This is a genomic window from Sodalis sp. RH22 (assembly GCF_047324165.1).
Lineage (GTDB): Bacteria > Pseudomonadota > Gammaproteobacteria > Enterobacterales > Enterobacteriaceae > Acerihabitans.
Map to the genome: position 1 here is coordinate 5,713,088 of NZ_CP178731.1, position 21,340 is coordinate 5,734,427.

Consider the following 21,340-nt stretch of genomic DNA (forward strand, 5'->3'; position numbering starts at 1 on the left):
TTAACGGTCCCAAGCGAGGGTCTTTATGTCTTTATCTTCTTCCACCATCGACGCCGGGCCGGCCGGCCGATTTGCCGAAGCGGTCGCCGGGATTGATACCCGCGCCGGCGATGTGATAACCCGGGCGGCGGAACTCGGCGCCAGGCTGGCGGCCGACGCCTCGAGACGGGACAAGGAACGTATTCTGCCCCATGCGGAACTGGACTGGGTGCTGCGGGCGGGTATCGGCGCGGCGCGGGTGCCCGGGGCCTATGGCGGGCCCGAACTGTCTTATGCGGAACTGGCGCGCATCGTCATCCTGCTGGCGAAGGGCGATCCCAACGTGGCCCAGGTGCTGATCCCGCATTTCACCTCGGTGGAGCGTATTCGCCTGACGGGCACCGCCGCCCAGCAGGCGCGTTATTTCCACGGGTTGCTGCACGGCGATTTAATCAGCGGCGCGACCGGCGAACGCGGCGGGCAGTTCGTGGCGGAGATGACCACCCGGCTGGTGCAAACGCCGCAGGGGCTGCGTTTGCGCGGTAAAAAATTCTACAGCACCGGGGGCCTGATGGCGGATCGACTGCGGGTTACCGCTAAGGATGATCGCGGCGACACAGTTTCGGCGTTTGTGCCCCGCGCCCGGCCGGGCATTGTGCAGCACGACGATTGGGACGGCATGGGGCAACGGTTAACCGCCAGCGGCACCACCGAATTCCTGGATGTCGCGGTGGCGGACGAGGAGGTGATGTTCTACACCAGCGACGAGGGCAAAAAGCGCAACTACCAGCCGGCGGCCACGCAAATGCTGCATTCCACCATTGAGGTGGGCATCGCTCTGGCGGTTCTGGACGACGCCGTGGCCTGGGCGCATCGCGGCGCGCGGCCGCGCGCCGATTCCGGGGTACAGCGCTCCGTCGACGATTGGTTTGTCCAGCATACCATCGGCAATATCATCGCCCACGCGCATGGCGCCGAGGCGGCCCTGCTGCGCGCCGCCGCGCTGGTGGACACCGCGGCGTCTGCCTGGCACGGCGGCGAGACCGGGGATGAACTGGAGCAGAAGCTGATAGACGGCTCCATCGCCACGGCCGAGGCGAAAATCGTCTGCAACGGCGCCGCCCTCAGGGCGGCGGAGCTGATTTACGAGGTCGGCGGCTCTTCCGCGACGCTGCGTGAGAACAACTTTGACCGCCACTGGCGCAACGCACGCACCCATACCACCCACGACCCGATCAATCACCGCTATCGCGTGGTCGGCAATTATTACCTTAACCAGACGCCGCCCCCCATCACCATGTATGACTGATGGGGGCGGGTGGAAGCAGGGTAAACAAGCGGAGCGCTAACCTTGACACAACAGAAAAAACAGCTGCGCCTGGGCGCGTTTTTACAGGATGTCGGCCATCACATCGGCGCCTGGCGGCATCCCGACGCCCCGGTTAACGCCGGCATGAACCTGGAGCATTTCAAACTGCTGGCCCGCCGGGCCGAAGCGGCCAAGTTTGATATGATTTTCTTAGGCGATCAGATGACTTTCCAGTACGAGGAGGACGAATATATCGGCCGAACGACGCGCACGGTGAACTATGAACCGCTCACCCTGCTGTCCGCCCTGGCGATGGTAACCGAAAAAATCGGGCTGGTGGCCACCGCCTCCACCAGCTATAACGAGCCGTTCAATGTCGCGCGCAAGTTCGCTTCGCTCGATCATATCAGCGGGGGACGGGCGGGCTGGAACGTGGTGACCTCCTGGACGCTGGGCGAGGCGCTGAATTTTAATCGTGACGAGGTTATGGAGCACGGCCTGCGCTACCAGCGCGCCCAGGAGTTCGTGGACGTGGTGCAGGGATTATGGGACAGCTGGGAAGACGACGCGCTGCTCAATGATAAAGCGACGGGGCATTTTTTCGACCCGCGCAAACTGCATGTGCTGGATCACCAGGGGCGGTTTTTTAAGGTGCGGGGCCCGCTGAATATCTCGCGCCCGGTCCAGGGGCAGCCGGTGCTGGTGCAGGCGGGGTCGTCGCACGACGGGCAGGACCTGGCCGCGCGCCGGGCCGAGGTGATTTTTACCGCCCAGCGAACGCTTGAGGATGCGCGGACGTTTTACCGCAGCGTTAAACAGAAGATGGCGGCTTACGGGCGCCATCCCGATCAGTTGCAAATCATGCCGGGCGTATTCCCTATTATCGGCGAGTCCGAGTCTCATGCCCGGGAAAAATTCGAGCAATTGCAGTCATGGGTCGACCCGGAAATCGGCTGGCCGGTCCTGGCCCGCCACCTGGGCGGCGTTGATCTGTCGTCCTACCCCATCGACGGGCCGCTGCCGGAACTGCCGCCGACGCAGGGAAACCAGAGCCGGCAGGGGCTGCTGGCGGCGTTCGCCCGGCGTGAAAATCTGACCATCCGCCAGCTCTACTGGCATGTCACCGGCACGCGCGGCCATTGGGCGATTTTCGGCACGGCGGCGCAAATTGCCGACCAGTTGGAGGAACGGTTTACCGGCGGCGGGGCGGACGGCTTTAATATCATGGCGCCCTGGCTGCCCGGCGGCCTGCTGGAATTTATCGACCAGGTGGTGCCGGAACTGCGCCGGCGCGGCTTGTTTCGCCACGAGTATACCGGCGCTACCCTGCGCGACCATCTGGGGCTGGCGCGGCCGGCCAACCGTTATGCCGGCCGGGCGACGGGAGCGCCAGCATGAGCGGCGCGGCGCGGCATGAAATGAACCTCGGCGTGTTTGTCGAGATGACCGGCCGGCATCTGGCCAGCTGGCGCCACCAACAGGTTAATCCCCTGGGGCCAATGGATTTCGCCCACTACCGGCAGGTGGCGGAGATCGCCGAACGCGGTCTGTTCGACCTGTTCTTCCTCGCTGACGGCCTGGCCATCCGCGACCGTTCGGCCGAACGCCTTGGGCGGGGGCCAAAGGCGCATTTTGAACCCATAACGCTGCTGTCGGCCCTGAGCCAGACGTCACGGCATATCGGGCTTATCGCCACGGCGTCGACCACCTTTAACGAGCCTTTCCATATCGCCCGCAAATTCGCCTCGCTCGATTTCCTGAGCGGCGGCCGGGCGGGATGGAATATCGTCACCTCCTCAAGCGATGCGGAGGCGGAAAATTTCGGCGCCGGGTCCATCCCGCCCGCCGGGGAGCGCTACCGCCGCGCCGGGGAGTTTGTCGACGTGGTGCGCGGCCTGTGGGACAGCTGGGATGATGATGCCATCGTGGCCGAGCGGGACGCGGGCGTCTATTTCCGGCCGGAAGGACTGCATGCCCTGGACCACCGGGGCGAATTTTTCAGCGTGCGCGGTCCCCTGAACATCGCCCGGCCGCCGCAGGGCCACCCCCTGCTGGTGCAGGCCGGTTCATCGGTGGCCGGCATGGCGCTCGGCGCCAGTGTGGGCGAGGTTATCTATACCGCGCAGACCACCCTGGCGGACGCGCAATCGTTTTATGGCCAGTTAAAGAGCCAGGCGCGGGCGGCGGGGCGATCGGCGCGCGCGCTGCGTATTTTGCCGGGATTGTTTCCGGTGGTGGGCCGCACCCGGGGCGAGGCGCAGGAAAAATTCGATTATCTGCAATCGCTTATCCACCCCGAGGTTGGCTTGGCGCAGCTTGAGCACCATCTGGGCGGCATCGACCTGTCCGGTTATCCCCTGGACGGGCCGTTGCCCGACCTGCCGGCGGCCGGCGGGGAGGGCGCCAACAGCAGGATCGCGCTGCTCCGGCATATCGCCCGGCGCGATAACCTCACCATCCGTGATTTATATTTGCAGGTGGCCATCGCCCGGGGCCATCCGGTGCTTACCGGCACCGCGGCGGATATCGCCGATATGATGACCGCCTGGTTCCAGGAGGGCGGCGCGGACGGGTTTAATATCATGCCGGGCTGGCTGCCCGGAGGCCTGGCGGATTTTGTCGACCTGGTGGTGCCCGAGCTGCAGCGGCGCGGGGTATATCGCCGGCGCTATCAGGGCGCGACCACCCGGGAGATTATGGGTCTGGCGCGCCCGGCCAGCCGCTATGCGGCGCGCGATCATTATTAAGGAACAGGTATGCCGACAGACCATGACCAGCAACACGCCTTGCGCCCAGGCGGGCGAGAAGACGATACGTCCGGGCTTATCGCGGCGGCGGAGCAATTCAGGCTGCGTTTCGCCGCCGGCGCGGCGCGGCGCGATAGCCAGCGGGCCTTGCCCCACGAGGAAATCCGCGCGCTGCGGCAAAGCGGGCTGCTGTCGATGCGGGTACCGCGGGAATACGGCGGCCTGGAAGCTGACTTGACGACATTTTCCCGCGTGATATGCCTGCTGGCGGCGGGCGATCCCAATATCGCCCAGGCGATCGCGCCGCAATTCGCCAATCTGGAAAAACTGCGGTTATATGGCAGCGCCGCGCAGCAGCGGCACTACTTCGATCGGGTGCTGCGGGGGGCAATGATGGGCAACGCCGCCGCCGAACGTGACGGCGCCTTTATCGGCGACGTGGCCACCCGGCTGACGCGGAAAAATGGGGAGTGGCGCCTGCACGGGCGCAAGTATTACAGCACCGGCAGTCTGTTCTCCAGCCTTATTCTGGTCACGGCGGTGCATGAGGAGGGGGGCCGGGCGGCGGTGTTCGTCCCGGTGGATCGCCCCGGCGTGACCGTCAGCGACGACTGGGACGGCATGGGACAGCGCACCACCGCCAGCGGCACCACGGTGTTTGACAATGTGCTTATCGCCGAGGGGGAGATCTTACGCATTCCCGCCTATGGCCAGCGCCGCACCCATGAAGGCGGGTTCGCGCAGCTGATCCATGCCGCCATCGACGCCGGCATCGCCCGGGCGGCCCTGGAGGACGCCTGCGCTTACGGGCGTAACCAGGCGCGCGCGCTACGCGAAAGCGGCGTCAGCGGCGCCACCGCCGATCCGTATGTGCTGCATACCGTCGGTGAAATGGCCATTATCGCGCACGGTGCGGAAACCCTGCTTGAGCGCGGGGCGCAAGCGCTGGACCACGCCCTGGCGGCACAATGGGCCGGCAGCGAGGCGAGCGATCGCCTGCTGGGGGAGGCGTCGATTGCGGTGGCGGAGGCGAAATACGCCACTTCCGAGGCCGCCGTCAGGGTGAGCGAAATGATCTACCGTCTTGGCGGCGCCTCGGCGACCTCGACGGCGCTTAACCTTGACCGACACTGGCGCAACGCGCGTACCCATACCACCCACGATCCCGTGGCGTATAAGGCGCGGGCGGTGGGGGATTTTTATTTAAACGGCATACTGCCGCCGATCAATACAAAAATTTAAGGAGCGGGGTTATGGAACTCGGATTAGCGGGGAAAGTGGTGCTGGTCACCGGCGGCAGCAAAGGCATCGGCCTGGCCGTCGCCCGGGCTTTTTTGCGCGAGGGCGCGCGGGTGGGCATCGTATCGCGGGATACGCGCAATCTGGCGCAGGCGCGGCTGGCGCTGGCGGATGACGGGCCGGAGATTGCCGTGGCGCGTGCCGATCTTAGCCACAGCGATGAGGCGGAGGCCGCCGTCGAACAGCTGGCCCGGCAGTTGGGGCCGATTGATATCCTGGTGAACAGCGCGGGCGCCGCGCGCCGCAACCCGCCGGAATCCCTCGACAGCGCCGCCTGGCATGCCGCCATGGACGCCAAATATTATACCTATATCCACGCCCAGGACGCGGTACTCAAACGCTGGGTGGCGCAGGCCGCGGGCGCCGGCGCGCCGGCGCGCCAGGTAGGCGCCGTGGTCAATATTATCGGCACCGGCGCGCGGGTGCCGCATCCGTCGCATGTGGCGGGCGGGGCGGCCAATGCGGCGCTGCTGTTGTCCACCCTGGGACTCGGACAGTATTACGCGCGTTACGGCATCCGGCTTAATGCCGTCAATCCGGGCTATACCTTAACCGATCGCATTGATCAGACCGTCGATCATGAAGCCCGGCGCTTGGGGATAACGTCCGGAGAGGCGCTAAGCCGGCTCAGCGGCGGACTGCCGCTGCGCCGTTTCGGCCGTCCCGAGGAAGTTGCCGACGTGGTGTTGTTCCTGGCCAGCGAACGCGCCAGTTATGTGGTCGGGGCATTTATCTCGGTGGACGGCGGGCAGCACCCCGTTTTTTAGGTACACGCCGGCCAGCGGGGCAGGCGCCCGCCCCTGGCGCCATGCGCGTGCCGGGTATCAGGCCGCCGCCAGGATCAGGCTGCGCGTGTAGGGATGGACCGGGGCGTTCAGCAGGGTCATGGCGTCCCCCGCCTCGACCACGTTACCCTCCTTCATGACGATAATCCGGTGCGCCATGGCGGCCACCACCGCCACATCATGGGTAATGATCAGATAGCTCAGACCATGCGCGCGCTGCTGTCGCTGCAGCAGGGTAATGATTTGCCGCTGGATGGTAACGTCCAGAGCGCTGGTAGGCTCGTCCAGCACCAGAATATCGGGGTTGATAATCAGCGCCCGCGCAATGGCGATGCGCTGGCGCTGGCCGCCCGAAAATTCATGGGGATACCGGTGCAGCAGCCCCGGAAACTGGGTTTCGTTAAGACCCACCTCGCCGAGGATCGCGGTAATACGCCGCTCCCGCTCCCGCGCCGACAGTTCGGGATGATGGAAATGCAGGCCTTCGCCCACCACCTGGGCAATATTCAGGCGCGGGGACAGGGAAGAGAAGGGGTCTTGGAATACCGCCTGTATTTTGCGCCGTTGCGACCGGCGCGCCAGGGAAGAGTGCGCATTGGCCTGCTGCCACGACATGCCGTCGATAAGCAGCGAGCCTTCATGATCCATCAGTCCCAGCACCGCGGCGGCCAGCGTGCTTTTGCCTGAACCGGACTCGCCGATAACGCCCAGGGTTTGTCCGCGCCGCAACACGAAGTCGGCATTTTTGACCGCCTGGAATCGGTGGCGCCGGAACCAGTTGCCTATTCCCGGATGCGAAACCGGGTAGCTTATCTGCAGGTCTTTGCCCTCCAGGCGCGGGTGCTGCCCGGCGTCGTCTGCGGCGACGGCGCCGATGTCCCGTTGCGGACGGCTGTTGATCAACTGACGGGTGTAGGGATGTTTTGGCGCCTGGAACAGCTGTTCGGTCGGGGCGACTTCCACGATATTGCCGGCTTCCATGACAATGACCCGATCGGCGAAACGGCGCACCAGGTGCAGGTCGTGGGTAATAAGCAGGATGGATAAGCCGTTCTTGCGCTGCAAAGCGGACAACAGTTCAAGGATTTGCAGCCGCAGGGTCACATCCAGCGCGGTGGTCGGTTCGTCAGCCAGCAGCAGTTTGGGCTCGCCGGCCAGCGCCATGGCTATCATGGCGCGCTGGCGCTGCCCGCCGGAAAGCTGGTGCGGATAGGCATTGGCGCGCCGTTCCGGCTCGGCGATGCCGGTTTCCGCGAGCCGGGCCACGGCATGCTCCCAGGCGTCCTTACGGCCCATCCGCCGCTTTAGCCGGTAAACTTCGGCAATCTGTTCCCCGACCCGATGCAGGGGATTAAGCGCCGTCATCGGCTCCTGGAAAATCATCGAAATATCCTTGCCGCTGACGGCGCGTACGTCCGCCTCGGGCAGCTTGAGCAGATCGGTATTGCCGTACAGCGCCTGTCCGGACACGCTGGCGCCGGGGATCAGGTGTAATAAACTCATGGCGCTCACGCTTTTACCCGATCCGGACTCGCCCACCAGGGCGACCTTTTCATGCGGCTTAATATGAAAAGAAATGCCGTGCACAATCTCTTCGCCATTAAAACCAATACGTAAATCCCGCACGTCAAGCAGCTTGAGCGGTATCGGTCCGTCGACGGCGGCGGTCGGTTTCTCTTCTGTTGCCATCGTAATCTACTTCCTATGCAGGCGTGGGTTATAAATATCGTTCAGGCCGTTGCCGATCAGCATAAAGCCCATAACGGTCACGAAAATAGCCAGGCCGGGCAGGGCGGTCATATACCAGGCGGTACGCAGCACCTCGCGCCCTGAGCCGACCATGCCCCCCCAGGTCACCACGCTGGGATCGCCAAGCCCGAGAAAGGATAACGACGCCTCGGATAAAATAACCTGCGCCACCAGTACCGACGAGGCCACCATCACCGGCGCGATGCTGTTGGGCAAGACATGGCGGGTGATGATGCGCAGGTGTCCAAGCCCGATGGTGGCGGCGGCGCGCACGAACTCCATTTCGCGCACGCGCAGCGCCTCGCCGCGCACCAGGCGCGCGATTTGCGGCCAGGAGGTCGCGCCCAGCGCCAGGGAAATGCTGAATGTCGAGGGACCCAGCACCATCACCAGGGCGATGGCAAAGAGTAAGCGCGGCATGGTCAGGAACACTTCGGTCAGGCGCATCAGGATATCGTCAACCCAGGATGCGCCGAAATAACCCGCGATCACGCCGATGACAATACCGAGCACCACGGAAAGCGCGGTGGCGAACAGGCCGATCATCAGCGAGGTGCGGGCGCCATACAGCAGGCCGGAAAGCATATCGCGGCCCATCATGTCGGTACCGAGGGGAAACCGGGCATCGGCGCCGGGCCAAATCGTCGGGCTGCCGACCATATTGCGCGGGTCGCCGGGGAAAAAATAGGACGCCGCCGCCGCGCCGCACAGGATCAGCAACAATAACAGCAGGCCAATCTGCGTGGAATATGAGCGGGCCAGCCGCGCGCGAAAACCGCGAGATATCATTGGCGGCGTCTCCCGATGCGCGGATCCAGCGCGACATAGATCAAATCCACCAGCAGATTCATCAGCACCACCAGAAAGGAGCTGAGCAAGAAAATGCCCAGCAGCAGGTTGAGGTCGCGGGAAAATACCGCGTCGTAGGCCAGCCGGCCGATACCCGGCCAGCCGAAGACGGTTTCCACCACCACCGAACCGCTGAGCAGTCCGCCGATTTCCAGGCCGGTAATGGTAATAATCGGCAGCGCGGCATTACGCAGGATATGGCCGAATATTACCCGCCATTCGCTTAATCCTTTGGCCCTGGCCGTGCGCACAAAGTCCTGTCCATAGACTTCCAGCATTGAGGAACGGGTGATGCGGACATACATCGACAGAAAGAACAGGCTCAGCGATAACGCCGGCAGGATCAAATGCCTTGCTACGTCCAGCAGGTAATAGACCTGACTGGCGTAGTCGGCGCCGACGGTGGCGATGCCGCTCACCGGAAACCAGCGCAAATTAATGGAAAATACGACGATCAGCAACAAGCCAATCCAGAATAAAGGCGTGGCAAAACCGATGGTGGAAAAAACCGAGATCAGCCCGTCCAAGAAGGAACCACGGTAGCGCGCGGCAATAATGCCCAGCAACACGCCAACCAACAGGGCGAAAATAATCGCCGTCAACGACAGGGTAATGGTCGCGGACAACCGGCTGAGGATTAAATCGGCAACGGGCGTGTTTTCCCGAAAGGAATAGCCCAGGTCGAAATGCGCCAGCGACTCGAGATAATGAATAAACTGCTGCCAGATCGGAATATTCAGCCCATATAATTCACGCATTTCCGCCATATATTCCGGCGTGGCCCCGCCTGATTCTCCCGCCACGACATCAATAACATCCCCGGGCGCTAATTTCATTAACACAAAGGCCAACAGCACAATGGTAAACGTGGTGGGCAAAATCTGGAACAGCCGCCAGCCTATATAGCCAATTCTCCCCTGCATCGCTTATCCTCCCGTTAAAAATAAGGATATGGGGTGTTTACCGTCATTAAACCAAGCTAATTTCATAAGGTTTACTCTATTCTCCACGTCGCGCCTGTCAGCGGCCGCTGCCGAGGCCTACGAGGCGGATGAGATATGCAAGGGGCTGAATTGCGATTGCCTTTCCAGCGCGCGGGTAAAGGTCTCCAGGGATTCCAGCAATCTGCCTTCAAGCGCGGCGCTTAACAACGGATCGCCATCGTAGCGGGTGATTTGGCTGTCTTCTGAGAAAACGCCGTGCAGGATCTCCTGGGCTTTCAGCGCGTTAAGCACCGGCTTGAGGGCATAATCCAGCGCCAGCATATGCCCTGCCGAGCCGCCGGTGGCCAGCGGCAACACCACTTTATGCTCGAACGCGCGCTCCGGCAGCAGATCCAGCAGGGTTTTCAGCGCGCCGCTGAACGAGGCTTTATAAATAGGCGTGCTGATAATCACGCCATCGGCTCCGGCAAGCTGCCTGACAAAGTCATTGAGCGCGGGGCTGTCGAAATGCGCGTACAGCAAATCTTCCGCGTTAAAATTAAACACATTCCAGGGGGTAACCTTAATACCCCGTCCCTCCAGCCAGCGCTGGGCGATAGTCAACAGCGCCGCCGAACGCGAGGGCGAACGCGGACTACCGGCCAGGGTAATAACATTCATTACAGCTCCTTGAAACAATCATCATATTCTGCCAATACAAAATATCTCAAAATAAATACAGCGCCATTACATATGCGCAACCACCTTATTACGCATGTAATAAAAATAAAAATATCTTTTTTGGCTTTCTATAGCTGAATAAATGATGACCGCCGGCGTTAAGTCTTGCCAGCAAATCGCGCTACATGTTATGTTATAAAGTAACAATAACTGGCGTTTATAGCGCGCGTTTATCAGCAAGGAGAGAAAATTGAATCGTTTAACCCTACCATTAGCGGTGGCCATGATGGTGTCGAGCCCCGCCGTGTTGGCCAAAACGGTCGATACGGTAGCCAGTTTTTCCGTACTGGCCGATATCGTAAAACAGGTTGGCGGGGATCATGTCACCGTGACCAGCCTGGTGGGCCCGGATGGCGATCCCCACAGTTTTGAGCCGGCGCCGAAAGACAGCCAGGCGTTAAATAAAGCCGACGTCGTGTTTGTCAGCGGCCTGGGGATGGAAGGATGGATGGATCGCCTGATCACGGCGTCAGGCTATAAGGGCAAGATCATTACCGCGTCCACGGGCGTAAACACGCGCAACATGGAAGAGGAAGGCAAAACCGTCACCGACCCTCATGCATGGAACAGCGCCAAAAACGGCGCAGTTTATGCCCGCAATGTTATGCAGGCGTTGATTGCCGCGGATCCTGAGGATGCGGATTATTTTCGCCGGCAAGGGAGCGCCTATATACAAAAACTGGAAAAGCTGGACAGCTGGGCAAAAAGCACCTTCGCCGCCATCCCGGCGGACAAACGTAAAGTGATTACCAGCCACGATGCTTTTGGTTATTTCGGCGCCGAGTATGGCGTGGAGTTCCTCGCCCCGGTCGGTTTCTCCACTGAAGCCGAAGCCAGCGCCAGCGACGTCGCCGGCTTGATCAGGCAGATTAAGGAAAAGCATATCAAAACCTACTTTATTGAAAATCAAACCGACCCGCGCCTGGTGAAGCAGGTGGCGGCCGCCAGTGGCGCGCAGCCGGGTGGCGAACTGTATCCGGAATCGTTATCGAAAGCCGGCGGGCCCGCGACGACCTACGAGGCGGCCTTTAAACACAATGTCGAGACGATAGCCGCCAGCATGCAATAACCCTAGCGCCGCCGCGTGGCGGCGGTGGGCGTCACAACCACGGTTTTGCCCGCTGCAGTATCTTCAACTATATTGAGGCTATCCCGACGTATTCCATTGCGAACCTATCGGTATAGCCTTCCGCGCGGCACTATGTCCCCTGGCCAGGGTTCCAGGTCAGGGAGATGGATTTCCCCATTTTGGGTAAGCGCGCTAATTAAATGGAGATATCCATCATGTCAGCACACCAGCACGATCTCAAGGGGAAGACCGTCGTCATCGCCGGCGCATCCAGCGGTTTTGGCCGGGGAACGGCGCTCAAACTCGCGCAACTGGGCGCGAACGTCGTGCTTGCCGCAAGGCGGGAGGCGGCGCTGGAAGATCTGGCCGCACACATCAGGTCCACCGGCGGCGCGGCGCTGGCGGTGCGGACCGATGTCAGTGACGCCGCCGACGTCGAGCATCTGGCCCAGGCGGCGCTGGAAGGGTTTGGCGGCATCGATATCTGGATCAATAACGTCGGTATCGGCGCCCTGGGACTATTCTGGGATATTCCGCCGGCGGATCATGCGCGCATTATCGACGTTAACCTGAAAGGGCTCCTGTTTGGCGCCCACGCGGCAATCCGGCAATTTCGCATGCAGGGGTTCGGCACCCTGATAAACACCGGGTCGATCGACAGCGAAGTGCCCCTGGCCTATCAGGCATCCTATGCCGCCTCCAAGGCCGCGGTGCTGAGCCTCAGCCGCACGCTCAACGAAGAGCTGCGTCTGGATGGCAGCGCCGCCAATATCAAGGTGGCGACCATTATGCCCTGGGCGGTGGATACGCCCTGGTGGCTGCATGCCGCCAATTACAGCGTCCATGCGCCGCGCATGGCGGCGATGGACGATCCCGCGCTGGTGGTGGATGCCATCGTCGGGGCCTGCGTCAATCCACAGGAAGAAACGCCCGTCGGCTGGAAGGCCGGTTCCTCCAATATTTCCCATCATCTGTTCCCGGATTTGACCGAGCGGCTGTCAGCGGACATCGCCGACCGCGAAGTTCATAAAGCCCCGCCGGTGGCCGCTACGCAAGGGGCTATCTATGAGCCTATGGCGGAGACCCTGCGCATTGAGGGTGGCATTCGCGCGAGAATGAAACGGGAAGACGAGGAGGGCAGGCAATCATGTTTATAAAGACCCGCGCCAGACCCGGCGCCCGCGCTTAAGCCGCCGCCTGGTTTTTCAACCACGCTTCAGACGAAAAAAAAACCAACCACAAGTGGTTGGTTTTCTTCAGGATGATTGGTCGGCATGAGAGGATTCGAACCTCCGACCCCCGACACCCCATGACGGTGCGCTACCAGGCTGCGCTACATGCCGACTGCATGGGCGCCTATACTACCTTGTCCTGCGTTGATTGCAATAGCCCATTGAATTGACTGCTTTAGATTTAAGCAGTTAATTGGCAATAAAGCGTTTTTCGTCCGTCAGTACCTGCAAAAGCAGCGCCAGCTGCGGTTTGGCGTTATGAATAACGTCGCCATTGAGATCGTAGGTGCGGTAATCACCGTTGCTTTGCAGCACGATGCTCTGGGTCGGCGTATTGATAACCAGCGTGCCGTTATCGCCGCTGACCACCCAATCGTTGCTCCGCCTTGGGGCAAACAGATCCTCGCCCTGGGTATAGTCGCTGGCATCGGTGGCGACATGCAGCAGGCGCTGCATCAGCGTGGCGGTGACATCGTTGTGGTAGGTCAGCTTGGTCACCACCTGCGGCGGGGTGCCCGGCCAGTGGATGATAAGCGGCACCTGCAGCTGGTATCGGTTAAGGCGTGTGCCGGCTTCCCGATGGCCGTTCTTGCGATCGTTGAGCTCCAGCCCGTTGGCGGCGGTAATCACCACCACCGTATGCTCCAGGTCTCCCCTGGCGCGCAGGGTGGCGATAATCTGGCCGATATAGCCGTCCAGGCGCTGAGCGCCCTGCTGGTAATGCTCCGCCAGGTTGGGCTTGTTATTCAGGCCGGCGTTGATATCCGTGCCGTTGAATTCCACGTAAGAATACCAGGGCGCATCGCCGGTGGACGCCGCGCGCCACTGTTGCCATTGCTGGGCGGTCTGGCTGTCGGGCTGGCTGACCGGCTCCGGCAGGCTGAAATCGGTCAGCAGCGCCTGCCTGTCCAGCGGGCTGCCGAAGCCGTTGGATGAGAACAGGCCCAGCTGATAGCCCTGCTTGCCGAGCGCATCGAATAATACCGAGGTCTTGCGCGCCGCCAGGATGCCGTCCATATAAGAAGACGAAATGCCGTAAAACAGCCCGAACAGCCCGGTATCCGCATGATTGCCGGTGCTGAAATGGTTGGTGAAACGCACGTTGTCGGCGGCGAACTGCTTTAACGTCGGCATCTGTTGGTCGACGGTATCGTTGCGCAGGGCGCCGGTGGCGATGATCAGCAGGTTATATCCGCTGCCTTTATTCTGGAATTGCAGCGGGCTTAACGGGTATTCCACCGCCACCGCCTCGGGATTGCCCTGCTGCACCAGGCGACGCTCGTATTCCTGCGCATCCAGCAGGCCGTGCCGCTCCAGGAAGCGGCGCGCGGTCATGGGGTAGGATAGCGGCAGGTTGGAGCGCTGCATGGTAATCGGCCGGTAGAAATTGGCGTCCGCCCAGATATAGATAATGTGCGAGGCGAAAAAGGCGCAGATAAGCACGATAGCCACGGGCTTGCCGATTTTACGCCGGTTAAGGCTGCGCAGCTTTTGCCATGACCAGGTGCCGAAGAGCATTTCCACCAGGAAGATGATGGGGATGCCGATAAACATCAGCTGCCAGTCGCGCGCCAGCTCACCTTCGTCGGGGTTGACCACCAGTTCCCAGACCACCGGATTAAGGTGGAGGTGGAAACGGGTAAACACCTCGGTATCCACCAGCAGCAGCGTCAGCCCGGCGGTGGCGATAATGGCCGACAGAAAGCGCAGCAGTCGCTGCGACATCACTACAAAGGTCAGCGGGAAGATAATCAGCAGGTAAAGGGTAAAAACGATAAAACTAAAGTGGCCGAGCCAACTGGTGAACGCGAAAACGCGGCCCAGCAGCGAGCCGGGCCAGTCGGCGACAAAAAGATAGCGGCTGCCGAGCCCAAGGCTAAGCAGGATGTTGAAAAGGGCGAACCAGTGACCCCAACTGATCATTTGGGAAACTTTGTCACGGTAGCGCTGGCTATTTGTCACCATAAATCAGTCTTGGCAGCTCATTAATGCGTATCGTGAGTCCGGACGGAGGAGAGCAGCGCCTCGCCGAAGGAGTTTGCCAGGGTTTTGCGCTGTTCCGGCGCCACGCTGGTGTTGATCACATGAGTAATCATATTACCCAATACCATCAGCGACAAATCGGTTGGCGTACGGTGCTTTTCCAGCACCGCCGACAGTTCGCCCAGCAATGCTTCAACCTCTTCGTCGCTATAACGGGATGCTTGCGGCATAATATATTCTTAGTAATCTGTTAAAGTCCGCTATCTTACCGTATCAACTCCGCTTTTTCCGCTTTTTTATCGCTTTTCAGCCGGGGCGCCCCTGCGCAATGTGCTGTGCCAGCGCAACACCGGTTGAGCTGCGGGCTATTCAGTGTTTGAATACGCACCTGGCCCGAAGGAGAATAAATCATGAGTCTGGATATTGACCAGATAGCATTGCATCAGCTTATCAAACGCGACGAGCAAACGCTGGAACTGGTATTGCGCGATTCGCTTTTGTCCCCCAGCGCGGCGGTGGCGGAGATGATGGCGGAGCTGCACCGGGTATATAGCGCGAAAAACAAAGCCTACGGTCTGTTTAACGAGGGCAGCGAGCTGGCGTCGGCGCTGCGCAGCTGCCGCAAGGGCGATGAAGACTTCCTGGCGTTTACCCGCGCCGCCACCGGCAGGCTGCGCGACGAACTGGCCAAATATCCTTTTGCCGAGGGCGGCGTCGTTTTGTTTTGTCAGTACCGCTACCTGGCGGTGGAATATCTGTTGATCGCGGTGTTGAACAGCCTGAGCAGTATGCGGGTGAATGAACAGCTTGATATCAGCAGTACCCATTATCTGGATATAAACCATGCGGATATCGTGGCGCGTATCGATCTGACCGAATGGGATACCAATCCGCAGTCTGCGCGCTATCTGACGTTCCTGAAGGGACGGGTGGGCCGTAAGGTGTCCGACTTTTTTATGGATTTCCTCGCCGCCAGCGAAGGGCTGGACGCCAAAGCGCAGAATCGCGGGCTGCTGCAGGCGGTGGATGATTATTGCGCCGATGCCCAGCTTGATAAAAGCGAGCGGCAGAATGTGCGCCAGCAGGTATACAGCTACTGTAAGGATCAGCTGTCGTCCGGCGAGGAGATCGCGGTGGCCGAGCTGTCCGAGACCCTGCCGCCGGTGGGCGATAAAACCTTTCAGGCGTTTGCCAGCGGGGCGGGGTATGAGCTGGAGGAGAGTTTTCCGGCCGACCGCGGCACCCTGCGCCAGTTGACCAAGTATGCCGGCAGCGGCGGCGGCGTTACGCTGAATTTTGACGCGCAGCTGTTGGGCGAGCGTATTTTCTGGGACCCCGCCACCGATACCCTGACCATCAAAGGTACGCCGCCGAACCTGCGCGATCAGCTTACCCGTCGCCAGAACGGCGGAAGCTAGAGTACGGTGTTGGCGGGCCTACCGCGCCATGGGGCCTCGGTCGGGCGGAAAACCACGCCCGATTCAACCCCATCGGCACGGTCTCCCTTGAACACGTTTGCTGTGAGTACGGTGTTGGCGGGCCTACCGCGCCATGGGGTCTCGGTCGGGCGGAAAACCACGCCCGATTCAACCCCATCGGCACGGTCTCCCTTGAACACGTTTGCTGTGAGCCCGGTGTTGGCGGGCCTACCGCGCCATGGGGCCTCGGTCGGGCGGAAAACCACGCCCGATTCAACCCCATCGGCACGGTTTCCCTTGAACACGTTTGCTATGAGCCCGGTGTTGGCGGGCCTACCGCGCCATGGGGCCTCGGTCGGGCGGAAAACCACGCCCGATTCAACCCCATCGGCACGGTTTCCCTTGAACACGTTTGCTATGAGCCCGGTGTTGGCGGGCCTACCGCGCCATGGGGCCTCGTTCGGGCGGAAAACCACGCCCGATTCAACCCCATCGGCACGGTCTCCCTTGAACACGTTTGCTGTGAGTACGGTGTTGGCGGGCCTACCGCGCCATGGGGCAAAAAAAAACGCCGCGTAAGCGGCGTCCTTTTATCGTATCGGTTAGTCGCGATTAAACGCGGACAAAGTCGATATGAGTCAGTTTCGGTTTGAACGGATGGCGTTGTACCGCCTGAACCTTAACCTGAGTTTCGGCGCCGTCGATAACCAGTGATAATACGTCGCTATAGAAACCCGGTTTGGTTTGGGTATTCAGCACGATTTCGTGGTCCATCTCGATAGAGACCGGCGCTTCGGTGCCACCATAAACGATAGCAGGAAACTTATTCGCTAGACGCAGGCGGCGGCTCGCACCCTTACCCTGATCTTTACGCACTTCTGCATTAATAATTAACATGTATTTTCTCGATACTTAAAAAAGTAACCCCGCTACAGGCGACCCAGCAGCAGGTTGGATAGACGTGCTTTAAAGTAAAGCGGGCGGAATTCTACCGGAAATACCCCGGCGGGGCAAATAAAACCCCGTCAGCCGCGCAATTCGTGGGCCAGGCGATAACGGCCCTGGTAGTCGAAAATCTTTTCCCTTACCTGCCAGAACGCGCCCTGGCGGCGCGCGACGACAAAATCCGGCGCGCGCAGCCGGTCCGCCGCGCGCTGGATATCGGCGGCGGTTTGCCAGGGAAAGGGCACCCCCGGCGCCCGCTGGTGCAGACGCAGAAAACGGTGCTCGAACACCCGCCGCTGGGGCGGCGTATGCAGCCGGAAACGCTCGGCGACCTCGGCGCCGTCCTCATCATGGTAGGTGATGCGCAGCCATTCGCCTTTGCCGTCGGCCCCGCAGTCAAGCGTCATGCCGCTGCAGCGCAGCACCAGCGCGTCCTTGAGCCGCAGCGCCGCCTTGAGCATATCGTCCGGATCCACCAGGATTTTATCGCATTCGTGGCAGCGCCTGGCGGCGATATCGTTTTCGGCGCCGCAGTCCGGACAGATCTTGCAGCGGAAGCGAAAATCGCATTGGCGGCGTTCGCCATCTTCCTGTTCCTCGAAACCCTGGCAGCGGCGGCCGTAGTGTTCAATGACTTCGCCCTCCGGCGTGGTTTTGCCCCAGAACATATTGGCAAAGCCGCAGAGCGGGCAGAATACCTGGACCGGCGTGCCGGTTCCGGCCGGTTTGGCCTGGCCTATCTCGGGGGAAAATAGATCGTGGCCGTTGCCGGCATAGTCGAGAATCAGGCATCGGGTCTTGCCGGGATAGAGCCGGAGTCCGCGCCCGACAATCTGCTGGTACAGGCCGACCGACTCGGTGGGCCGCAAGATGGCGATCATATCCACATGGGGAGCGTCAAAACCGGTGGTCAGCACCGCCACGTTAACCACGTAGCGTAGCGATTGCCGGCGGAAGGCGTCGATCAGCCGGTCGCGATCCGCCTGGGGCGTTTCGGCGCTGATAAGCGCCGCCTGCGCGGGCGGCAGCAGGCCGAGGACTTCGCGGGCATGTTCTACCGTCGCGGCAAAGATCATCACGCCGCGCTTATCCGCCGCGTACTCCTGTATCTGGCCGACGATAAGCGGCGTGATGCGGTTTTGCCGCCGTACTTCGGTATTCAGCTCCGACTCGGCATAGTAGCCGTTGATATTGGGCGACAGGCGGCTGAAGTCGTAATGCAGCACCGGCATATCCAGGCGCTCCGGCGGCACCAGGAAGCCGTGCTTGATCATATAGTGCAGCGGCAGCTCATAGACGCAGTCGCGGAAGAAACTGCGCTCGTCGCCGCGCACCATGCCGTGATGGTGGTATTGGTATATCCATCCCTTGCCGAGGCGGAAGGGCGTGGCGGTCAGTCCCAGGATGCGCAGCGCCGGCCGGGCGAGGCGCAGATGGCGGATGACCTGCTGATATTGGCTGTCGTCGCCGTCGCCGAGCCGGTGGCATTCATCGATAATCAGCAATGAGAACGCGCTGTCGAACTGATCCAGGTTGCGCGCAACGGACTGTACGCTGCCGAACACCACTTTGCCCCGGCTGTCCCGCTGCTGCAGACCGGCGGCGAAGATATCCGCCTCCAGTCCCAGCGCCTGGAATTTTTCATGGTTTTGCGCCACCAGTTCCTTGACGTGGGCCAGGACCAGAACCCGGCCGCGCGCCAGGCGCGCCAGCTCGGCGATCACCAGGCTTTTGCCGGCGCCGGTGGGCAGCACGATCACCGCCGGTTCGTCGTGGCGGCGAAAATGATCCACCGCCGCGTTGACTGCGTCGCGCTGATAAGGACGTAGGGTGAAGGACATCTCTAAATGAATCTCGTTGTCGGCTATGCTCGGCAGGCAAGCCCCGTTATACTGTGATTTCACTTTATAAGCATATGCGGCATTCGCCGCCTTTCCCGCACGATAGCGGATTCGGGCCATTTGGTCCGGCCGCGCGCCTCCCTTACCGGGCGGGTGGAGCATCGTTGCCGGGCGCTTTCCAAGATTACAGGCAAAACGACGTTAATGCGACTGGACAAATTTTTATCTCAACAGTTAGGTATCAGCCGGGCGCTGGTGCAACGGGAACTGCGCGCCAAGCGGGTGACCGTCGACGGTGATACGGTGAAACAGGGCGCGTTCCAACTGCTGGCGCAACATGAAGTGCGCTTTGACGATCGGGTCCTGCACCAGATACTTGCCCCGCGCTATTTTATGCTGCACAAACCCCAGGGCTATGTGTGCTCAACCGACGATCCCGATCATCCCACCGTGCTGTATTTTATGGACGAACCGGTGCCGGACAAGCTGCACGCCGCCGGCCGCCTGGACATCGATACCACCGGCCTGGTGTTGATGACCGACGACGGCCAGTGGTCCCACTGGATCACCTCGCCTAAACATCACTGTGAAAAGACCTATTTGGTGACGCTTGAGGATCCGCTGGACGGGGATATCGCGCGTCAGTTTACCGAAGGGGTGATGCTTCACGGCGAAAAACTGCCGACCCGGCCCGCACAGCTTGAGCAGCTTGCCGAGCGCGAAGTGCGCCTGACCATCAGCGAAGGGCGTTATCATCAGGTGAAAAGAATGTTCGCCGCGGTGGGTAACCATGTGGTGGCGCTGCATCGCGAACGTGTCGGCGCCATCGTGCTGGATGCGGATCTGGAACCCGGCCAATACCGCGCGCTGACCGCCGATGAAATCGCCGGCATAGGCGCGCCGGCACGTCCGTGACAACGACGGCGGGCGGTGCGTCCGCCGGCCGTGCAGGATTGATAAAGGCATGAACGAGGAGTCGTACAACGTGCAAGCAGACCGGACATCCCATATCGGTTTAATCGTCATCCTGGGTTTATTGTCGATGCTGATGCCATTGGCTATCGATATGTATTTGCCGGCCATGCCGCTGATTGCCTCGGAGTTCGGCGTCGGCGCGGGGAGCGTGCAGATGACCCTGAGCGCCTATGTGCTGGGGTTTTCCATCGGCCAGCTGTTTTACGGGCCGTTGGCCGATAGCCTGGGCCGTAAGCCGGTGATTCTGTTCGGCACGTTCTTTTTTGCCGTCGCCGCCGCGGCTTGCGCGCTGTCGCAATCGGTGGAGCAGCTGATCAATATGCGTTTCTTGCATGGTCTGTCCGCCGCCGCCGCGAGCGTGGTGATCAATGCGCTGATGCGCGATATGTTCACCAAGGATGATTTTTCACGCATGATGTCGTTTGTGGTGCTGGTGATGACGGTGGCGCCGCTGCTGGCTCCCATCATCGGCGGCGTGCTGCTGGTGGTGTTTAACTGGCATGCCATTTTCTGGATCATGAGCCTGACGGCGCTGGTGGCCACCGTGCTGGTGATGCTGTATATCCGGGAAACGCTGCCCAGGGAGCGGCGGCAAAAGTTTAATCTGCGCACCACCATCGGCAACTTCGGCGCGTTATTTCGCCATAAGCGGGTGTTCAGCTATATGCTGGCCAGCGGTTTTTCCTTTGCCGGGATGTTTTCGTTCCTGAGCGCCGGGCCGTTTGTCTATATCAATCTTAACGGCGTTTCGCCGCAGAATTTCGGTTATTATTTTGCCCTTAACGTCTTGTTTTTGTTTATCATGACGCTTATCAACAGCCGGAGCGTGAGGCATTTCGGGGCGCAGAAGATGTTCCGTTTCGGGTTGTTTATCCAGTTGCTGATGGGTATCTGGCTGTTGATCGTTTGCGGCATGAACCTGGGGTTCTGGCCGCTGGTTATCGGCGTGGCGGTGTTTGTCGGCTGCGTGGCGATGGTGACGTCCAACGGCATGGCCGTGATCCTGGATGATTTTCCGCATATGGCCGGTACCGCCTCGTCGCTGGCGGGAACGCTGCGGTTCGGCGTGGGCGCGGTAATCGGTGCGTTGTTGTCGCTGGCGACGTTTTCCAGCGCCTGGCCGATGGTATTGTCCATGGCATTTTGCACCATCAGCGCGATGTTGTGTTATCTGTATGCCAGCCGTCCGCGGCGGGCGGCGCGTACCGCGTCATAGCGTTCTCTTTTTCACACGCCGGGCGTTGGCACGTTCTCCCTTTTACACGTCTTGTGTAGGTTTGGCGATCGCCGTCCTGGCAATATTCGGCTGCCGTGAAGATAAATGTCGCCACGGCGAGGGTTTTGCCTGCTTTGCGTTAGCGTGCGTCAGGGCTTATGTCGCCTCGGCGAAGGTTTCGCTTGTCGTGCGTGAGGTGTTCATAGGTATTGCCGGGTGCCGGCAAGCGACAAAGAGGCCGTACCGCGACGGCCTCCTTGACCTCCGCGCGCCCGGCAGG

The 21,340-nt window shown here is 60.9% G+C and carries 18 protein-coding genes and 1 tRNA gene; 10 read left to right on the forward strand and 9 right to left on the reverse strand.

Features of this window, described 5'->3' with window-relative positions; translation table 11 throughout:
- Window positions 1–25: 25 nt before the first annotated feature.
- Genes ACL2XN_RS26005 through ACL2XN_RS26025 form a run of 5 tightly spaced genes read left to right on the forward strand, consistent with a single transcriptional unit; the run spans window position 26 to window position 6,101 of the window.
- Window positions 26–1,288 (forward strand): acyl-CoA dehydrogenase family protein, encoded by a 1,263-nt coding sequence (locus tag ACL2XN_RS26005; protein ID WP_410014273.1) that lies wholly within the window; start codon window positions 26–28, stop codon window positions 1,286–1,288.
- Between the two features lie 42 nt (window positions 1,289–1,330).
- Complete coding sequence (locus tag ACL2XN_RS26010) at window positions 1,331–2,686, forward strand: LLM class flavin-dependent oxidoreductase (protein WP_410014274.1); 1,356 nt, start codon at window positions 1,331–1,333, stop codon at window positions 2,684–2,686.
- The gene (locus ACL2XN_RS26015) at window positions 2,683–4,035 is read left to right on the forward strand and encodes an LLM class flavin-dependent oxidoreductase (RefSeq protein WP_413727971.1); all 1,353 of its coding nucleotides are present in this window, start codon (window positions 2,683–2,685) and stop codon (window positions 4,033–4,035) included. Before ACL2XN_RS26010 ends, ACL2XN_RS26015 begins: the two co-directional genes overlap by 4 nt.
- 9 nt (window positions 4,036–4,044) lie before the next feature.
- Window positions 4,045–5,277, forward strand: a complete 1,233-nt coding sequence (locus tag ACL2XN_RS26020; protein ID WP_413727972.1) for an acyl-CoA dehydrogenase family protein — start codon at window positions 4,045–4,047, stop codon at window positions 5,275–5,277.
- Between the two features lie 11 nt (window positions 5,278–5,288).
- The gene (locus ACL2XN_RS26025; protein ID WP_413727973.1) at window positions 5,289–6,101 is read left to right on the forward strand and encodes an SDR family oxidoreductase; all 813 of its coding nucleotides are present in this window, start codon (window positions 5,289–5,291) and stop codon (window positions 6,099–6,101) included.
- 57 nt (window positions 6,102–6,158) lie between these two features.
- Here ACL2XN_RS26025 and ACL2XN_RS26030 read toward each other — a convergent pair whose 3' ends face one another.
- The 4 genes from ACL2XN_RS26030 to ssuE all read right to left on the reverse strand — a co-directional run bounded on the left by ACL2XN_RS26030 (window position 6,159) and on the right by ssuE (window position 10,321).
- On the reverse strand, window positions 6,159–7,808 hold the full coding sequence (locus tag ACL2XN_RS26030) for an ABC transporter ATP-binding protein (protein ID WP_410014278.1): 1,650 nt from the start codon (window positions 7,806–7,808) through the stop codon (window positions 6,159–6,161).
- Window positions 7,809–7,814: 6 nt separating this feature from the next.
- Window positions 7,815–8,657 carry an ABC transporter permease gene (locus ACL2XN_RS26035; RefSeq protein WP_410014279.1) on the reverse strand — a complete coding sequence of 281 codons (843 nt, stop codon included), beginning with the start codon at window positions 8,655–8,657 and terminating at the stop codon, window positions 7,815–7,817.
- A complete protein-coding gene (locus tag ACL2XN_RS26040) occupies window positions 8,654–9,640 on the reverse strand; it encodes an ABC transporter permease (RefSeq protein ID WP_413729762.1) in 987 nt (328 codons plus the stop codon). The genes ACL2XN_RS26035 and ACL2XN_RS26040 overlap by 4 nt, the downstream gene beginning before the upstream one ends.
- A 117-nt stretch (window positions 9,641–9,757) precedes the next feature.
- Window positions 9,758–10,321, reverse strand: coding sequence for an NADPH-dependent FMN reductase (gene ssuE, locus ACL2XN_RS26045; protein WP_413723295.1), 564 nt, complete (start codon window positions 10,319–10,321; stop codon window positions 9,758–9,760).
- Window positions 10,322–10,604: 283 nt separating this feature from the next.
- Here ssuE and ACL2XN_RS26050 point away from each other — a divergent pair, with 283 nt between their 5' ends.
- Both ACL2XN_RS26050 and ACL2XN_RS26055 read left to right on the forward strand, forming a co-directional pair.
- On the forward strand, window positions 10,605–11,450 hold the full coding sequence (locus ACL2XN_RS26050) for a metal ABC transporter substrate-binding protein (RefSeq protein ID WP_410016769.1): 846 nt from the start codon (window positions 10,605–10,607) through the stop codon (window positions 11,448–11,450).
- Between the two features lie 215 nt (window positions 11,451–11,665).
- Entirely contained in the window at window positions 11,666–12,607 is a 942-nt protein-coding gene (locus tag ACL2XN_RS26055) for an SDR family NAD(P)-dependent oxidoreductase (RefSeq protein WP_413729763.1), read from the forward strand.
- Window positions 12,608–12,716: 109 nt separating this feature from the next.
- Here ACL2XN_RS26055 and ACL2XN_RS26060 read toward each other — a convergent pair.
- From ACL2XN_RS26060 to ACL2XN_RS26070, 3 genes are all read right to left on the reverse strand, one after another.
- Window positions 12,717–12,793 (reverse strand) — tRNA-Pro (locus ACL2XN_RS26060).
- A 78-nt stretch (window positions 12,794–12,871) separates the two neighbouring features.
- Window positions 12,872–14,647 carry an LPS biosynthesis-modulating metalloenzyme YejM gene (gene yejM / locus ACL2XN_RS26065; RefSeq protein ID WP_410014283.1) on the reverse strand — a complete coding sequence of 592 codons (1,776 nt, stop codon included), beginning with the start codon at window positions 14,645–14,647 and terminating at the stop codon, window positions 12,872–12,874.
- Window positions 14,648–14,667: 20 nt separating this feature from the next.
- On the reverse strand, window positions 14,668–14,895 hold the full coding sequence (locus ACL2XN_RS26070; RefSeq protein ID WP_410014284.1) for a YejL family protein: 228 nt from the start codon (window positions 14,893–14,895) through the stop codon (window positions 14,668–14,670).
- 180 nt (window positions 14,896–15,075) lie between these two features.
- On the opposite strand from ACL2XN_RS26070, the gene yejK reads away from it, so the two are divergent.
- Window positions 15,076–16,083 carry a nucleoid-associated protein YejK gene (gene yejK, locus ACL2XN_RS26075; protein ID WP_413729764.1) on the forward strand — a complete coding sequence of 336 codons (1,008 nt, stop codon included), beginning with the start codon at window positions 15,076–15,078 and terminating at the stop codon, window positions 16,081–16,083.
- A 612-nt stretch (window positions 16,084–16,695) separates the two neighbouring features.
- Here the strand turns inward: yejK and rplY are convergent.
- Both rplY and ACL2XN_RS26085 read right to left on the reverse strand, forming a co-directional pair.
- Window positions 16,696–16,980: a 50S ribosomal protein L25 gene (gene rplY / locus ACL2XN_RS26080; protein ID WP_410014286.1), complete on the reverse strand. Its 285-nt coding sequence runs from the start codon at window positions 16,978–16,980 to the stop codon at window positions 16,696–16,698.
- Between the two features lie 128 nt (window positions 16,981–17,108).
- The gene (locus tag ACL2XN_RS26085; RefSeq protein ID WP_413729766.1) at window positions 17,109–18,869 is read right to left on the reverse strand and encodes a DEAD/DEAH box helicase; all 1,761 of its coding nucleotides are present in this window, start codon (window positions 18,867–18,869) and stop codon (window positions 17,109–17,111) included.
- A gap of 204 nt (window positions 18,870–19,073) precedes the next feature.
- Between ACL2XN_RS26085 and rsuA the strand changes: the two genes are divergently transcribed.
- A complete protein-coding gene (gene rsuA, locus ACL2XN_RS26090; protein ID WP_410014288.1) occupies window positions 19,074–19,784 on the forward strand; it encodes a 16S rRNA pseudouridine(516) synthase RsuA in 711 nt (236 codons plus the stop codon).
- Window positions 19,785–19,854: 70 nt separating this feature from the next.
- Window positions 19,855–21,060, forward strand: coding sequence for a Bcr/CflA family multidrug efflux MFS transporter (locus tag ACL2XN_RS26095; RefSeq protein WP_410016770.1), 1,206 nt, complete (start codon window positions 19,855–19,857; stop codon window positions 21,058–21,060).
- Window positions 21,061–21,340 lie beyond the last annotated feature (280 nt).

Coding starts and splice junctions, on each gene's coding strand:
- ACL2XN_RS26040 (WP_413729762.1), bottom strand. CDS start 9,640: ATGCAGGGGAGAATTGGCTATATAGGCTGGCGGCTGTTCCAGATTTTG.
- ACL2XN_RS26015 (WP_413727971.1), top strand. CDS start 2,683: ATGAGCGGCGCGGCGCGGCATGAAATGAACCTCGGCGTGTTTGTCGAG.
- rsuA (WP_410014288.1), top strand. CDS start 19,074: ATGCGACTGGACAAATTTTTATCTCAACAGTTAGGTATCAGCCGGGCG.
- yejK (WP_413729764.1), top strand. CDS start 15,076: ATGAGTCTGGATATTGACCAGATAGCATTGCATCAGCTTATCAAACGC.
- rplY (WP_410014286.1), bottom strand. CDS start 16,980: ATGTTAATTATTAATGCAGAAGTGCGTAAAGATCAGGGTAAGGGTGCG.
- ACL2XN_RS26025 (WP_413727973.1), top strand. CDS start 5,289: ATGGAACTCGGATTAGCGGGGAAAGTGGTGCTGGTCACCGGCGGCAGC.
- ACL2XN_RS26085 (WP_413729766.1), bottom strand. CDS start 18,869: ATGTCCTTCACCCTACGTCCTTATCAGCGCGACGCAGTCAACGCGGCG.
- ssuE (WP_413723295.1), bottom strand. CDS start 10,321: ATGAATGTTATTACCCTGGCCGGTAGTCCGCGTTCGCCCTCGCGTTCG.
- ACL2XN_RS26070 (WP_410014284.1), bottom strand. CDS start 14,895: ATGCCGCAAGCATCCCGTTATAGCGACGAAGAGGTTGAAGCATTGCTG.
- yejM (WP_410014283.1), bottom strand. CDS start 14,647: ATGGTGACAAATAGCCAGCGCTACCGTGACAAAGTTTCCCAAATGATC.
- ACL2XN_RS26030 (WP_410014278.1), bottom strand. CDS start 7,808: ATGGCAACAGAAGAGAAACCGACCGCCGCCGTCGACGGACCGATACCG.
- ACL2XN_RS26020 (WP_413727972.1), top strand. CDS start 4,045: ATGCCGACAGACCATGACCAGCAACACGCCTTGCGCCCAGGCGGGCGA.
- ACL2XN_RS26055 (WP_413729763.1), top strand. CDS start 11,666: ATGTCAGCACACCAGCACGATCTCAAGGGGAAGACCGTCGTCATCGCC.
- ACL2XN_RS26035 (WP_410014279.1), bottom strand. CDS start 8,657: ATGATATCTCGCGGTTTTCGCGCGCGGCTGGCCCGCTCATATTCCACG.
- ACL2XN_RS26005 (WP_410014273.1), top strand. CDS start 26: ATGTCTTTATCTTCTTCCACCATCGACGCCGGGCCGGCCGGCCGATTT.
- ACL2XN_RS26050 (WP_410016769.1), top strand. CDS start 10,605: ATGATGGTGTCGAGCCCCGCCGTGTTGGCCAAAACGGTCGATACGGTA.